Below are 14,931 nucleotides of genomic sequence, written 5' to 3'. Positions count from 1 at the left end.
GGGTGCCCCGCTGCTGATCGGTGGTGCTCATCACGACCTCCTCGGTTCGCGCGGATGCGCAGTTCTCTGGATGGATGAGCGGGTGGCAGGGCCCTGGATCTGCCCACCCTGCCGCCCGTTCGACCCCAGTGTGCGCACGCCCCCGACTGTGCCGTGAGACAACTTTTTGGCTCTTGACAGCACCCCGAGGCCGCGAGTTACGTGGGTGGGATGACGGCCGGAAGGAGGCGCGGCGTGGGTAGTCGGATCGGCCCGGCTAGCCGAGACTCGCGGGCGCAGGAGGCGCGGTGAGGGTCGTCGTCGAGAGGTGTCGGGGGCTCGCGCGGGCTGGCACGGATGGTGACGGTGGTGCACGTGCCCGCGCATGGGTAGGTGCCGGTGATCGCGTCGTCGCAGCTGAACCGTGGCCCCGAGCAGCGTGCCGTCGAGAAGCCCGCGATCAGCGACCTGCGAGAGTCCGGTTCGCTCGAGCAGGACGCCGACATGGTCATCCTGCTGCACCGCGAGTCCGCCTACGAGAAGGACAACCCCCGCCAGGGCGAGGCCGACTTCATCGTCGCCAAGCACCGCAACGGCCCCACCGACACCATCACGGTGGCGTTCCACGGCATGTTCTCGCGGTTCGTCGACATGCCTAGCTAGCGAACCTGTTGTCGACGTCCCTCGTAGATGGTCTCTCCGCCCTCCAGACAGTCTGACTTGGACGAACGGACCGTCTGCCCGGCGGAAATCGAGTGACTGGTCACAAGAGGAAGGCACCGGCGTAGGCATGTATCTGCAGCAGCCTGATGCGGCTAGCGTTCCTTTTTTGGGGGCACCACGAGCGCCCACCCGCGGCAAAACATCGCGACGACCGCGAACGGCCGAACCCTGGGCGGACTTCGAGGGGTGGTGCCTCCGACGAGATCTTTCGCCAATGCCTGCATCGGGCGCAACTGTAGCTGCGTACATTGCGGACCGGTGTCGAGAAGTCGACGACAACGGAGCCCTAGCCCATTCGTACGATCAGATGAAGGGTTGGGTCGACCTCATAGATGAGCGACGCATCCAGTTGGGCCACGCTCGACTGAGAACATCTCGACAGGTCTCCGAGATCCTCTTACGACTGTATCCGCGTCTCAACGGCCCCCGTCCGACGGATCCTACTGCCGCACTTGCGACGCTGAAGCGCGTACTCCGCTGGGTCAATTCGCATGAGCCCCTAGATGGAGGTACGCAGGACCGAGACCGGGCGCTGCTCCTCATTGGGGCGGCTGGTGCTCTTACGTTTCAAGAACTCGCGGAGCTGCGCGTTCGCGATGTACTCGGTGATTCTCGGGATGGACTGCGCGTGACCGTAAGATCAGCCGATCAAATCTGGATTCCGGCTTCTCCCGAAGTCGTCTTCTGCGCTCCGTGTGCGCATCGACGCTGGCTGTTGCGCTTTCAGTCTTCACTTTCGCCGGGCTTGATTCCAGACGACTCCTTTGGAAATGACTCCCACCACTGCTTGTCGGCCGAGTCCGCCGAACCGGGCCTGAGCGCGGCACCCATGTTTCCGCGAGTTGGCTCTGACGGGTTCGCCCGGATGACTTCCAGGGAGATAGCGTCAATTATCGATTCGCTTTTAGCAGACGCGCAAGCCAGCCGTTCCGATCTTGACGGGGTTCGGGATGAGCTGATGCTACGAGATCTAATCAACGCCCTGGGTAGCTCGGGCTAGCTAATCCGTCAGGCGCCTGCGGTGATCTGTCTCAATCCTCGGTGCGAGATGGCCGAACTATCGCCATTGCTATTTGTGGCATGTTCTTTCAAGTTTTGTTCTTGCTGTCGGCCGCCAGTGTTGTTGTCGTCCGCCAGATAACTTGTCCAACTGCCACGCTACGTGTCTGGAATACCGAGATGGACACGTTGTTTGGCAGTATCTGTGGGTTCCAAGCGAAAGTGTCCGATTCCAGACTTTCGTGTCCACTGGTCAGCCCCACGTCCTAGAACAACAGGTCGTCCCGTTCCTCACGGACGATGTCCGGTGCCAACAGCCGCGATCTTGACCTCTGGCCGCCGCAAGGGCGCTGTTGCCGGACAAATAGTTTGTTTCCCGCGCACCAAGTTTGTGGCCGCCTCGATGTATCCGTTCAGTCCGACGGAAGGGGAAGGATCTCGTCTTCCGCGGGATGTGGACACGTGGCAGCCATAGGGCCTAATGCACCGTGCTCGTGAGAGTGCCGAGTGTTCTGCGTTGCGCGATCGGTCAGGGAGGCCTTCTCCGATCACGACGATCATGCTCCGATGGACTGGTGTTGACTAGGTCCCAACGAACGCGGGGGGAGTACATGGTCAAGATCCACGGGTATCTCGAGTACGACGACGGCTCGCTGACGCCAGGGCAGGCGAAGGACGGCGGCCTGAGTCAGCTGCTCTTTGATAGCGAGGGGAAGCTGTCGGATCATGCGTCGTTCCATCCCGAGGATCCGGACGACGAGGACGACTACAGCTATGACTCGACATCGCCGAGTGGCGACTCCGACTCGGATGCCAGTGCGCAGGCTGCGGCGCTCCTCATCTTGGCTGTCATCGGTGCAGCGGCGGGCGGGTACGTCGTGGTCCGCAAGGCGACGCCGCACGTGCAGCGCCTGATCAATGAGCGGGCGCTGCCAGCAGTCCGGTCATTCTGGAAGAAGGTGCGCGGGCGGGGGAGCAAAGTCGATGCACCCGACGCGGACGAGACGAGCGCCGTCGTCGTACAGACCCCGACTGCACACGAAGGCGCAGCGGCACCCGGATCCGACCTCGCTGTTGCGAAGCCGCAGATGAGCTCGGACGAGTGGTACGCCCGTTTCCGGGCGATGTTCGAGGCTCGGCAGTTCGCTGACGAGCAGTGGAAGCTCTTGTCGTCGGTGCAGGTCGCAGATGATGAAGCGATCGCCGAGCTGCAGCGCGAGATGGCACGCAACCGTCCGGAGGCTGTCGTTCGGCAGGTGACGCTGATGCTTGAAGCCGCGCCGGAGATCGATGCGCATGCAGAGGCTGAGGCGATGCCAATTGTAGTTGAGCGCGACCCCGGACACCGTCCCTGAGCGATCGCTATTCACGAAAAGCCCAGTTCAGGATATACTTAGGGCAGTTATCAGCATGAGGTCGAGGCGAGCGTCCTCCCGGCCGGAACGCGACACGAAGTCTCACGTGAGGTGCCCTCGGCTCGAATGGCATAGTCGGCCGATACCTTGAGATGGAGTGACCCGACAGCATTAATCTGCGCCGTGATCGGCGTTTAGGAGACGACAGCACGCCATGGCAGGACGAACCGCGAAGCCGAAACCAACGAAGACGCTGGAGCAGCGGCTGTGGGAAGCTGCCGACAAGCTGCGCGGTAACCAGGAGCCGAGCGAGTACAAGCACGTCGTACTCGGTCTCGTGTTCCTGAAGTACATCTCAGATCGCTTCGAAGAGCGTCGCGGGTCGCTGGAGTCGGAGCTTCTCGCGGACGGTATCAAGCCAGAGCGAGTCGCATCCTTTCTTGAGGATCGCGACGAGTACACCAGCCAGAACGTCTTCTGGGTGCCTGAGAACGCTCGCTGGGGCTATGTGCAGTCACGGGCGAAGCTGACGACGGTTGGTCAGGATATCGACACGGCGATGGACCTCATCGAGAAAGAGAACCCTTCGGTTCGAGGTGTGCTCCCGCGCAACTACGGACGTGATGGTCTCGACAAGCGACGCCTCGGCGAACTCGTCGACCTGATCGGCGGCATTGGATTCACAAGCACCGACGACCACGGTGCGGACGATGTGCTTGGGCGCGTCTACGAGTACTTCTTAGGGCAGTTCGCCGGCAAGGAGACCGGCAAGGACGCTGGCGCCTTCTATACGCCGCGAAGTGTCGTGAAGACGCTGGTCGAGATGCTCGAGCCGTTCAAGGGTCGCGTCTACGACCCGGCTGCGGGATCGGGTGGGATGTTCGTACAGTCGGCCGAGTTCGTGAAGGCCCACGGCGGTAAGCGCACCGACATCTCGGTCTATGGGCAGGAGTACACCGACACGACATGGAAGCTCGCCAAGATGAACCTCGCGCTGCGGGGCATCGAAGCCGATTTCGGCCCGAAGTCAGCCGACTCGTTTACGGAAGATCTACATCCGGATCTTCGTGCGGACTTCATCATCGCGAACCCGCCGTTCAACGTCTCCGATTGGTGGGACGGGAAGCTCGCGGATGACCCGCGCTGGAAGTACGGCACGCCGCCCCAAGGCAATGCAAACTTCGGTTGGGTGCAGCACTTCATCCATCACTTGAGCCCGAAGGGCACGGCAGGCTTCGTGCTCGCGAACGGCTCACTTTCTTCAAAGAGTGGCGGCGAAGGTGAGATTCGCCGCAAGCTCGTTGAGGCAGACCTTGTGGACTGCATCGTGGCGATGCCAGAGAAGCTCTTCTTCAACACCGGGATTCCGGTGTCGCTTTGGTTTATAAGCAAAGAACGTCACGGTAACGGACGTCGTGAGCGTAGCGGCGAGGTGTTGTTCATCGACGCTCGCAAGCTCGGCACCATGGAGTCACGTCGGCTGCGAGTATTCGATGACGCCGACATCACGACGGTCGCCGATATGTATCGCTCGTGGCGCAATCGTGACGGCGGTTTTGCGGACGTGCCCGGCTTCGCGAAGGCCGCAAAGCTCGACGAGATCGAAAAGCATGACTTCGTGCTCACTCCGGGGCGGTACGTCGGCGCGGCTGAAGCCGAAGCGGATGATGAGCCGATCGACGAGAAGATCGAGCGCCTGACCACCGGACTATTCGCCGAGTTCGATCGCGGGCGCGAGCTTGAGGACGAGATCCGCACGCGGCTCGGGGGGCTCGAGTCGTGACGAGCGGATGGACCCCAACCAGGCTCGGCGAAGTCGTGAAGATCAAGCACGGTTTTGCCTTCTCAGGCATGGCCGCGAACACCGACTCGAGCCTCCCCGTCGTGGTCGGCATCGGCAACTTCGACTACGCAGGCGGTTTTCGATTCGGTTCGACGACCATCAAGCGGTATGTCGGGCAGTATCCTGCTGAGTTCACACTGACACCAGGTGATGTACTTCTGGCAATGACGTGTCAGACCGCTGGCGGTGAAATTCTCGGTATCCCCGGCACCGTTCCCGATGACGGACAGACCTACCTGCATAACCAGCGACTCGGCAAGGTAGAGGTGCTCGACCCGACGCGCATCGATCTCCGGTACTTTTTTCAGCTCGCTCGTTGGCATCCGTTCAATCGCCATCTGTACGCGACCGCCTCTGGCAGCAAGATTCTTCACACTTCGCCAAGGCGGATCGAGGACTTCGCTGTCGACCTCCCACCCCTGCCAGAACAGCAGTCGATCGCTGCTGCGCTCAGTGCAGTTGACGACAAGATCGAGTCAAATCGGCGAGCGATCGCAGCGATATCTGACCTGCTCGATGCGCAGTCAGAAAAGTTCGGGGCGGGCCTTCCGACTGTTCCACTTGGGGCCATCGCAACGTCCGTTAAGGACACAGTCGATCCTTCCAAACTTTGCGACGCGGTGGTCGACCACTTCAGCCTCCCCGCGTTCGACTCCGGGGCTCGGCCTGAGCACGTTGCCGCAGCGTCGATTAAGAGCAACAAACTTAGGGTGCCGCAGCAGGCGGTTCTCCTCTCGCGCCTCAATCCGCGATTCAATCGCACATGGTGGGCTGCCGTCGAGGCAAAGACGGCGACACTTGCATCGACCGAATTCCTCGTACTGACGTCCGAGGACGCCCTCGAGTTGGCGGCCGTGTGGCTGGCAGTGCGCGACCCCTTCTTCCGTGAAGAGCTACCGAAGCGCGTGACGGGCACGTCGGGTAGCCACCAAAGAGTGCGGCCTGATGACGCGCTCGCGATCGAAGTCCCAGATTTCAGAAGCGCAGCGCCGGAGGTGAAGCAGTCGACGCTCGCGTTGCTGATGCGAGCCGAGAGCCTACGCATCGAGTCGGATCGTGTGACCACCCTTCGCGACACCCTTCTCCCCGAACTCCTGTCCGGACGCCGGCGCAGCACCGTCGAAGGAGTTGCAGCGTGATGGGACTCAACATCGAGTGGGCTCTTAGCGAGCTGGATGAGTTCATCCAGCAGACCGTGATGACGAACAATAGTTACGTCGGTAACGGAGTCGTATCGCTCTCCAACAAGTCCAGCACCGCTGCCTCGGATGCCGAAGTGGCGCAGCAAGCACAGGTCGTGGAGAAGATTTTCGACCGGGTCATCTCGGGCTGGCGCACAGACATCGAACTGCGCAAGAGCAACCGCTGGACACGGCATCGTGAAGCGGCCATCCGCGCGAAGGCGGAGCTGGAGCGGCAGGAAGAGATTCGCAAGAACCTCGGTGATGACGCTCCAGAGTTGTCAGCCGCCAAGTTGCACCCCTGGATCTGGAGCGGGGCTTCCTCGCTGTGGCAGTCCGGCCACTACCGCGAGGCCGTCGAGGGCGCGATCAAGAAGCTGAACGCCGAGACCCAGAACAAAGTCGGTCGCCGCAATCTCAGTGAGACCGATCTCTTCAACCAGGCGTTCAGTGAGCAGCCTCCGAGTACAGGCAAGCCGCGCTTGCACCGGATGGAGGACGACGGCGGTTCGACATTCAAGTCGATTCAGCGCGGTGCTCGTACATTCGCCGAGGGCGTCTTTGCCGGCATTCGGAATCCGCTCGCACACGAGGCCAGCCAGGAGATGGCCGAGCAACAGGCGTTGGAGTATTTGGCCGCTCTCAGCGTGCTCGCACGATGGGTGGATGCATCAACGCTGGAGGTCGGCTCATGACCGCATTCAATGAGAATGTCGTAGAGCTGGCCGCGCTCGAGTACTTCGCCGAGCTTGGCTATCACACGATGCACGGCCCGAGCCTCGCGCCCGGCGAAGCTACTGCTGAGCGTGAGTCGTACGAGGAAGTCTTCCTGTGGGATCGGCTGCGAGACGCAGTTCGACTCCTGAACCCCGGTCTCGACAACGATGCCGCGGCCGAGACCATCAAGCGCGTACGACGGGCCGAGTCACAGAGTGCGATCGATGAGAACTACCGTCTACACAAGCTTGTCACCGAAGGCGTGCCTGTGGAGCAACGTGGCTCCGACGGCATCCTTCGGACGCGCACGATCAACCTAATTGACTTCGAGCACCCAGAGCGCAACGACTGGGTGGCGCTGAACCAGTTCACGATTGTCGAGAACGGCAAGAACCGCCGCCCCGACGTGCTGGTGTTCGTCAACGGAATCCCGCTGGCGCTGTTGGAGCTGAAGAACCCGGCTGCCGAGCACGCAACGCTCAAGTCTGCGTGGAACCAGGTACAGACGTATCGGAAGGACATCCCGACGTTTTTCCGGTCGAACGCAGTGACGGTCATCTCCGACGGCACCTCCGCTGCGATGAGCAGCTACAGCGGTGCGTTCGAGCACTACGCCCCCTGGAAGACGATGGACGGCCGGACGGTCATCACCGATCGGCCGGCCCTTGAGGTATTGATCAAAGGCGTCTTCGACAAAGCTCGCTTCCTCGACCTGCTCCGCAACTTCGTTGTGTTCAGCCGCGAGACGGTCACCGACAATACCACCAAGCAGAAGACATCTGTCCTTCTCAAGCGCGTCGCGAAGTACCACCAGTACTGGGCGGTCAACGCTGCGGTCGAGTCGACGATTCAGGCGTCGAGTCCGTCCGGTGACCGTCGCGGTGGTGTCGTCTGGCACACGCAGGGTTCGGGCAAGAGTTTCGAGATGGTGTTCTACGCCGCGAAGGTGATGCGCGATGCGCGGATGGCCAATCCGACACTCGTGTTCATCACAGACCGCAACGACTTGGACAACCAGCTGTACGAAGAGGTCTTCGCGCCCGCGCACATCTTGCCTGAATCGCCGGTCCAGGCCGAAACTCGGAAGGATCTACGCACAAGGCTGACGCGCGCATCCGGTGGCATCGTCTTCACGACGATTCAAAAGTTCGCACCGGGCGAGGACGGCGACGCGAACGTCGTGCTCACGGACCGACGCAATGTCATCGTGATCGCGGACGAGGCGCATCGATCTCAGTACGGCTTCAGCGAGTACCTCGACCGCAGCGGACGACTCAAGGCCGGCCTCGCCAAGCACATGCGCGATGCCTTGCCGGGAGCTACCTATCTCGGCTTCACCGGCACACCGATCGACTCCGCAGACAAGTCAACGCGCTCCGTGTTCGGCGACTACGTCGACGTCTACGACCTCACGCGCGCGGTCGAGGACGGCGCGACTGTCCGGATCTTCTACGAATCCCGCCTCGCCAAGGTAGCTCTTTCGGCTGAGGACTACGCCGCTCTAGACGACCTTGTTGAAGAAGTTACCGAGCAGGTCGAAGAGGACGCTGCGACTGCGGCGAAGTCGCGATGGTCGCGGCTCGAGGCAATCGTCGGTGCTGACGCGCGCCTCGACATGGTCGCTGCCGACATCGTCGAGCACTGGGAGAAGCGGCGCGAGTCCATCCTCGGTAAGGGCATGATCGTCACGATGAGTCGCCGCATCGCGGTGCGCCTCTACGAGAAGATCGTGGCGCTGCGACCGGAGTGGCACTCGGACGATCCCGCCAAGGGCAAGATCAAAGTTGTCATGACCGGCTCGGCGGCAGACCCGGCAGAGTTCCAGCCGCACATCTACTCGAAGGATGTGCGGAAGGATCTCAAGGCGCGGGCGAAGAACGCCGACAACCCGCTTGAGTTGGTCATCGTGCGAGACATGTGGCTGACGGGCTTCGATGCACCGTCGATGCACACGATGTACGTGGATAAGACCATGCAGGGCGCAGGGCTGATGCAGGCAATTGCCCGTGTGAACCGCACGTTCCGGGATAAGCCGGGCGGGCTGATCGTCGACTACATCGGCATCTTCGACAATCTGCAGAGCGCTCTGAGCGAGTATTCGCCGTCAGACCGCGATCAGGCGGGTGTCCCGATCGAGGACATGGTCGACATCATGCTTGAAAAGCACGACGTGGTGCGCGGGCTGCTCCACGGCGTGGAGTATGACGCGTCCCCGGCGCTGTCGCCCTCTCAGCGCCTTGCCGAGTATGCCAAAGTGCTCGACTTCGTGATGGCCGATCCGGATCGAACGAGCCGCTTCAATGATCAGGTGCTGGCGCTGGCGAAGGCATTCGCGCTTGCCGGAGCGCGTGACGAAGCGGCCGACATTCGGAACGACGTCCGCTTGTTCACCGATGTACGCGCAGCGATCCTCAAGATCCAAAACCCCGACTCCGGCCGTGGCGGAAGTGGAAGTGTCGAGATCGACACCGCCCTCGGACAGCTCCTGAACGAGGCCGTGTCGGCGAACCAGGTGATCGACGTCTACCAGCTGGCAGGTGTCGAGACCCCTGAGCTATCGCTGCTGTCCGAGGAGTTCCTCGACTCGCTCGCAGAAAAGGAGAAACCCAACCTCCAGATGGGACTGCTCCGCCGACTTCTCAACGACCAGATCCGGACCATTCAGCGGACGAACGTAGTGCAGGCACGGAAGTTCTCTGAGCAGCTCGAAGAGGCCATCAACCGCTACACGAACCGGTCGCTGACTACGGCAGAGATCATCGCGGAGCTGGTGAAGCTCGCCAAGACGATGCGGGCGGAGGACGCGCGGCACAAGTCGCTTGGGCTTCGCGAGGATGAGGCTGCGTTCTATGACGCTGTGCGACTGAACGATGCCGCTGTGCTCGAGCTTGGAGATGACACACTCAAGAAGATCGCGCAGGAACTCGTCGTTGCAGTTCGGACTTCGGCAACCATCGACTGGAATCTGAAAGACTCGGTCCGCGCTGCGATGCGCACGAAGGTGCGGCGCCTTCTTGCTAGGTACGAGTATCCGCCGGACGCAGAGGCGAAGGCGATCGAGCTGGTGCTCGAGCAAGCCGAAGTGCTGGCGGGCAGCCAGGTGCAGTAATGGACTATCGTCGCGCGGAAGTTCACAGGAATCGGCCCAGGAGTGCCGGCATCCATAAACCGTCCGGGCGCTTCGGCATGGAACCAACGAGCGGTCGACGCTCGTTGGATTCGTAGCTCGCTTCGCGTTCAGATCGGACATGCGCATCATCTAGGTACAGCTGGGTCCGAGCAGATCAGGTCAACCGCGATGAGAGCTCGGCCGAGGGGTCCAGTCGTAGTTGTCGGGTGCGAGGATCGCGACGCTGCGAGGCGAGCGGTTCCTTACGAGGATGACGCTGCGCACCTCCCACGCCTCGGCATCGGCCGTGTGGGGTGCACAAGCGCACTGCCGCGAGTTCCTCATCACCGTAACCGCTCACGGAATCCGTTGGAACTGGACCGCAGCGACCTACATCGACCAGCGCACCAACATGACCGTCACCTGCGAGACCTGCACCATGTTCGAACAGCGGCCTGACCACAACGCGCCAGCTGTGGCGAGGGCGCGCAGCTAGTTCACGGCGTTGTAGAGCGCTTGCAGTAGTGCGGGATCGTCGTTCGGGTCGTTCCACTGCACCACCGCGATCGATTCGGCTGACTCATCTCCGAGACGCTTCGAAAAGGGGTGCGGTGTCACGACAACTCCTGGGAGGGCGCCGGGTGAACGGGCGCCGAGGTGACGAAACCAGTTTGCGAAGGCAGAGGCAGAGCTCAGTCGCTTGATGATGACTGCTACCCGCTGATCGCCGATCTCCACGATGGCGTCCGCGGGGCCAGCGTCGGGCGGGTTCCGGAAAACCCGGAGGTTGTCGTGGGCCCAAGACAGCGCGATGAGGGTCTTCGTGACCGAATTCTCGTATACCACCGCCTCCGCTACTGACGATGCGGCCTTGGTACCACGATTCGCCTGCACGTAAGAATCTAGAGCGGCGAGCGCCGACTCGTTCGCCACTTCGGCTGAGGCCGCTTTTGTCTCACTATCGAACGATTGCGCCGACTCAGCGGGCACCCGAGGCTCAACTCGCGCCGCGAGCATGTCGATCATTCCGGCGCAAGCCGCTTGTTGCACCTCGGCAGTGGCGGTATCGGCCAAACGTGCGAGCGTGGCAACTGTCACGCTTTCGGGCAGTGCGTTGTCGCCCGAGCGTGAAGGAACGGCGCGCTCAGATGCCCACTCGAACATCACCCACCATGAGTCCGCCGCTGAGGTCGTCTCCTGCAGCGAGAGGGACTCGCTTGCTGCCCGCCGGTTGAGGATGATGCCTGTAAGAGCGACGCCGGCAGCAATCACCGCTGCGGTCGCGGCGGCACCTGGGCTCTTCGCAAAATCACGGAGCCACGAGCCTAAGTTAGCTAAGTTTGCGGTGGCTAGCGTCAGCGCGAGATATGCTCCGACGGCTCCGCCGACGAGGCCAGCTACCACTACCCAGGCTGCTGTCTGACGCCGGCGCCGTCTCTCACTACTCACACGCTGATTCTTGCTCATTCTGCAGTGAGCTGAAACTTCAACCTTGGCGTTTGGCCTGGATACGACGTCGGTGCAGACGCTGCAGGCTCCGTTGATTTCTGACAGGTGAGGACACCGGCTCCTGCTGGAAAGCTCTGCGCCTTCGCAAAGGCGTATTCGGAGGATCTCCGCGGTGAATGTGATCGCGGTCGCCCGGAAGGGTGAGCCGTCAGGGGCCTAGGATGAGGCAGGGCTGGTACGAACGAGACACGCGGCACGCAGCGGCCAGGTCTTCGCGCATACGAAGACTCCCTCTCGCTGGCCGTTTCTGAACTCGTCGACGCGCTTCGCGCCCTGCTCGGTGCGCGGCTTGTGGCCTTCATCGGATCTACGAACTCCACGAGCGTCGTCTCTGGATGGACCGACGGTTCTGCCTCGCCTCCGGCAACGGAGGTCGACCGGCTCAGGCTGTCGTACAGGATCGCGGCCATGCTCAACGAGCGCTACTCGCCTACCACGATTCAGACTTGGTTTTGCGGCCACAATCCGGCTCTCGGTGATGCTGCGCCAGCTCGGTTACTCCGGGAAAAGCAGCCGGCGCTGGTCAGGGAAGACCTTGTGGCCTTCGCGACCTCCTTCGCCTGCGAAGGCTAAAGGGTCGACGCGCGCCGGTAGGCCGGGCGAGAGCCTCGGGCGCACGTCGATCTCGAGCGCCTCGACATTAAGGATGCCGACGCTGTGGGCGGTGCGGTTCCGATCGAGGATCACACTTCGGACAGTGGTTGTCGCGTGCCCGAGAGGTCGAAGCAGCAGGTTGGTGTCGAGGTAGCGGTGGTAGTGCCCGGACAGGACTAGCTTCGGTTGGACCTGGAGGACGCCGCGGTGGAACATCGCCTGGCCGGCTGCAGCGTACGCGATGCCGTCGCGCGTCCAAAACCGCCGTTGCCGTGTGACATGTCGCTTAAGGGCTCTGCTGAACGGTGCGTCGTGGCCGAGGAGCACGTCGACCGGGTCCGAGCCGAGTGCTTCGAGATCCTCCTCGGTGATTTGCTCTTCGGGGTGCCACGCCGCGACGTGACCGGAGGCGGTCTGGTCTCGACGGCCGCGGCTGATGCTGTTCGCGCCGCCGAGGCTCGCAACTACAGTCCCAGCCGCGGTAGCTCCTCGCCAGCCACGTGGGAGCCAGATGATCCGCAGTGAGAGTCGCCGGTATCCCCATTCGTCGAGCGGGTAGCGACGGTGCAGCGTTGGGTAGCCCTCGTGGTTCCCGCCCGTGACGTACATGAACGCGTTGCGGGAAGTGAGCTGCTCCGTGAGGAGCCTGAGCCGTTCGCGTTCGAGCGGACTGCCGCTCGAGAGGAAACCGAAGTCGCCGAGGACGTGGATCTGACGGATGCCAACGCGGGCAAGATTCCGGACCGCGAGCCCTATCCATTGCAAGTCAGCGTGCGGATCCCCGAGCAGACCGATGCGCTCGTCGACGAGCGCGTGCTGGTCAACCATCGGACCGGTGCGCGTCGGGGATGTGGCGAAGGCCCGCGGAAAGCGCCTCATCTTCGGACCGCCTACCATTCAGCAGATCGCGGATGAGTTCCACGAGAACTTGATCCCGAAGCTCCAGGTTCTTATCTAGACCCGAAGCGCCGACCGCCTGTCGGAACGCCTGCTCGCACCGCATGGCACCGGAAACGCGAGCTGTCGCCTCGGACCGCAAGATGTCGCCGCGGTCGACTGCTTCCTGCAGGTCAACACCCCACGGCGCTGTCTCCACCTGGTAACCGGGATCAGAAGGCACATCGGGATCGACAAGGCAAGCACCGACGTCTGTCAGCACCGTGACGAACGCCACGGCCTCATCACCGCTCATCCGTCCCTCGGCAACCCATCGAGCGAGCTGCCGCGCGTACGGGTCGACGACAGTGATCCCCTCCGCGCCAAGGGCAGCGTCCGCCAGCGCGGCAGCTCGTGTTACCGACGAACGGTCAGCGGCCCGAGGACGGTTGTGGTCGATGAATTCGGATGCGTGGTCCATTGCTTCGGATTGACGTAGTTCGTCCGACCGGATCGCCAGAAGAAGAGCTTTGAGGATCGGATCTGAAACGCGCAGCGGCAAGTGCTGACGTACGTCATCACTCCTACAAACGCTGTGTGCCTCATGACCCGACCAGTTGTCGGCAGGCTGATCCCTCATCTTGGGCGCCTTTTCTCGAGTGGAGCCTCTCTCGGCCACAACTCCCGATTCGCGACGAGCCTCCTGTTGGGATTCCTCAAACGATGAAGTGCGTTCCGATCCACCAGGCCCCCGCACGTTAGCCGCTTCATCCGAGTCGGAACGAACCGGCAGCACGAGCGAGACGCACCACATCTTCCGTTCGGCCAAGCCGCATCGCCGGCGGGGGTGACGCCGTCGAGCTCTTCCGCCGGTGCGTTTAGCCACACCGCGTCGCCCGGTGGGTCAACCTGTTCCGAGTCGAGCTCAGCGAGCACTTCATGCAGCCGGGCAGGGGCTGTGCGTCCTGCCCGAACTGGAAGGCAGGACAGAGCGGGAAGCCGTCCGAAGACATTACCTCGAGCACGTCGTCGGCCCGTACCAGCGCATCGAGGGCGGCGCTGCTCACTTGGAGCGTCTCGAGCTGGGCAGCGGTGTCGCAGGACGGCCCCACCTGACCGTCCAGGGTGGCCGCGCCGTCTCCTCGGCCTGCATGAGCCTGGTCCATGCGCTCGAGGGTGCTCTGAAGTGCATCTGGTGGGGCCAGGGCTCCGATGGCAAGTTCCTGGTCCTCGAGCACCGCCACGTAGCGGACCTCCTTCGGGCGCGCCAGGCGGGCTGCCTCGTTGCAGCACGGTTCAGTGTTGGCCACGGTCGTTCTCAGCATCGGCCGGGGTCCTCGTTCGGTTCACCGACGCTGTCCTTCGGTCTGCCTTGGCGTCTGGTTGCGCTCGAGCGCTCTGCCTCAGCGTGGGCGGGGCGTTGACGGAGACTTGTCGGTTTCTCCTCGTATACGTGGAGAAGTGACAACATTGGGAGTACCGGACGGTCTGGCCCGTCGGTGATCGAAGGTGCGTCCCGCCCTGGTCGTGGGCGCCGGCGACCGGTGGGTGGTGCCGGCGATCCGGCGAGCGACCCTCGAGCTCGGCGCGACGATCGACCAGGGGCGGGCGCTCAAGTCCGTCGTCCACGTGGACGACCTGGGGGCCCTCGTCGCCGCGTTGTCGCGGCGGGCGGACGCCAGGCCCCCGGGCTCGCCGCCGAGCGTGATCGCCGCCCTGCCCCGGCCGTCGAGCGTGTCGGACCTGCTCGCCCTGCTCGTCCGTCACGGGCTCGTCGACGCGATCCCCACCACGAGCGTGACCCTGGCCGAGGCGGAGGCCGCCCTGACCCCCGAGGGCCGAGAGCTCGTGCGCAGCGTGTCCCGCGACTACCATCTCGCGCCCGCCGACGCCTGGGACGCGGCCGGCCTCACGCCGCCCGAGGCCCTCGCGTTCACCCCGCGGGACGTCGAGCACTACCGCCGCCTCGCGGGGGCCTGAGGCCGAGGGGCCAGGGGTCCGCAGGAGGCGCGGGTCACGTGACCCGCGCCTCCTGCGGTCGTCGCG

General features: G+C 63.0%; 11 protein-coding genes and 1 pseudogene. 8 read left to right on the top strand and 4 right to left on the bottom strand.

All coding sequences use genetic code 11. From position 1 onward, the window contains the following. Window positions 1–372: 372 nt before the first annotated feature. The 7 genes and pseudogenes from ABID81_RS06230 to ABID81_RS06200 form a co-directional block, all read left to right on the top strand. Window positions 373–642 (top strand): annotated as a pseudogene (locus tag ABID81_RS06230) (DnaB-like helicase C-terminal domain-containing protein); the annotation flags it as partial. Window positions 643–2,312: 1,670 nt separating this feature from the next. After that, window positions 2,313–3,056, top strand: a complete 744-nt coding sequence (locus ABID81_RS06225; protein WP_354593950.1) for a hypothetical protein — start codon at window positions 2,313–2,315, stop codon at window positions 3,054–3,056. Window positions 3,057–3,270: 214 nt separating this feature from the next. Continuing rightward, complete coding sequence (locus ABID81_RS06220) at window positions 3,271–4,839, top strand: class I SAM-dependent DNA methyltransferase (protein ID WP_354593949.1); 1,569 nt, start codon at window positions 3,271–3,273, stop codon at window positions 4,837–4,839. Further along, window positions 4,836–6,038 carry a restriction endonuclease subunit S gene (locus tag ABID81_RS06215; protein ID WP_354593948.1) on the top strand — a complete coding sequence of 401 codons (1,203 nt, stop codon included), beginning with the start codon at window positions 4,836–4,838 and terminating at the stop codon, window positions 6,036–6,038. Before ABID81_RS06220 ends, ABID81_RS06215 begins: the two co-directional genes overlap by 4 nt. After that, window positions 6,038–6,775 (top strand): TIGR02391 family protein, encoded by a 738-nt coding sequence (locus ABID81_RS06210; RefSeq protein WP_354594096.1) that lies wholly within the window; start codon window positions 6,038–6,040, stop codon window positions 6,773–6,775. Before ABID81_RS06215 ends, ABID81_RS06210 begins: the two co-directional genes overlap by 1 nt. Beyond that, window positions 6,772–9,906 (top strand): type I restriction endonuclease subunit R, encoded by a 3,135-nt coding sequence (locus ABID81_RS06205; protein ID WP_354593947.1) that lies wholly within the window; start codon window positions 6,772–6,774, stop codon window positions 9,904–9,906. Before ABID81_RS06210 ends, ABID81_RS06205 begins: the two co-directional genes overlap by 4 nt. Before the next feature lie 271 nt (window positions 9,907–10,177). Next, window positions 10,178–10,402, top strand: a complete 225-nt coding sequence (locus ABID81_RS06200) for a hypothetical protein (protein WP_354593946.1) — start codon at window positions 10,178–10,180, stop codon at window positions 10,400–10,402. On the opposite strand, the gene ABID81_RS06195 is transcribed toward ABID81_RS06200, so the two are convergent. From ABID81_RS06195 to ABID81_RS06180, 4 genes are all read right to left on the bottom strand, one after another. Continuing rightward, window positions 10,399–11,310: a hypothetical protein gene (locus ABID81_RS06195; protein WP_354593945.1), complete on the bottom strand. Its 912-nt coding sequence runs from the start codon at window positions 11,308–11,310 to the stop codon at window positions 10,399–10,401. The two genes, ABID81_RS06200 and ABID81_RS06195, sit on opposite strands and share 4 nt — an antisense overlap. A gap of 600 nt (window positions 11,311–11,910) precedes the next feature. After that, on the bottom strand, window positions 11,911–12,837 hold the full coding sequence (locus ABID81_RS06190) for a metallophosphoesterase family protein (protein WP_354593944.1): 927 nt from the start codon (window positions 12,835–12,837) through the stop codon (window positions 11,911–11,913). Continuing rightward, complete coding sequence (locus tag ABID81_RS06185) at window positions 12,830–13,525, bottom strand: hypothetical protein (protein ID WP_354593943.1); 696 nt, start codon at window positions 13,523–13,525, stop codon at window positions 12,830–12,832. The genes ABID81_RS06190 and ABID81_RS06185 overlap by 8 nt, the downstream gene beginning before the upstream one ends. A gap of 238 nt (window positions 13,526–13,763) precedes the next feature. Further along, window positions 13,764–14,195 (bottom strand): hypothetical protein, encoded by a 432-nt coding sequence (locus ABID81_RS06180; protein ID WP_354593942.1) that lies wholly within the window; start codon window positions 14,193–14,195, stop codon window positions 13,764–13,766. 199 nt (window positions 14,196–14,394) lie between these two features. On the opposite strand from ABID81_RS06180, the gene ABID81_RS06175 reads away from it, so the two are divergent. Beyond that, entirely contained in the window at window positions 14,395–14,865 is a 471-nt protein-coding gene (locus tag ABID81_RS06175) for an NAD-dependent epimerase/dehydratase family protein (protein ID WP_354593941.1), read from the top strand. Window positions 14,866–14,931: the final 66 nt, after the last annotated feature.

The organism is Frigoribacterium sp. PvP054, assembly GCF_040547465.1.
Lineage (GTDB): Bacteria > Actinomycetota > Actinomycetes > Actinomycetales > Microbacteriaceae > Frigoribacterium.
The sequence above is the reverse complement of the archived record's forward strand: the minus strand, read 5'-3'. Positions and strand labels throughout refer to the sequence as shown.

Coding starts and splice junctions, on each gene's coding strand:
- ABID81_RS06225 (WP_354593950.1), top strand. CDS start 2,313: ATGGTCAAGATCCACGGGTATCTCGAGTACGACGACGGCTCGCTGACG.
- ABID81_RS06190 (WP_354593944.1), bottom strand. CDS start 12,837: ATGGTTGACCAGCACGCGCTCGTCGACGAGCGCATCGGTCTGCTCGGG.
- ABID81_RS06200 (WP_354593946.1), top strand. CDS start 10,178: ATGACGCTGCGCACCTCCCACGCCTCGGCATCGGCCGTGTGGGGTGCA.
- ABID81_RS06210 (WP_354594096.1), top strand. CDS start 6,038: ATGGGACTCAACATCGAGTGGGCTCTTAGCGAGCTGGATGAGTTCATC.
- ABID81_RS06220 (WP_354593949.1), top strand. CDS start 3,271: ATGGCAGGACGAACCGCGAAGCCGAAACCAACGAAGACGCTGGAGCAG.
- ABID81_RS06185 (WP_354593943.1), bottom strand. CDS start 13,525: ATGAGGGATCAGCCTGCCGACAACTGGTCGGGTCATGAGGCACACAGC.
- ABID81_RS06205 (WP_354593947.1), top strand. CDS start 6,772: ATGACCGCATTCAATGAGAATGTCGTAGAGCTGGCCGCGCTCGAGTAC.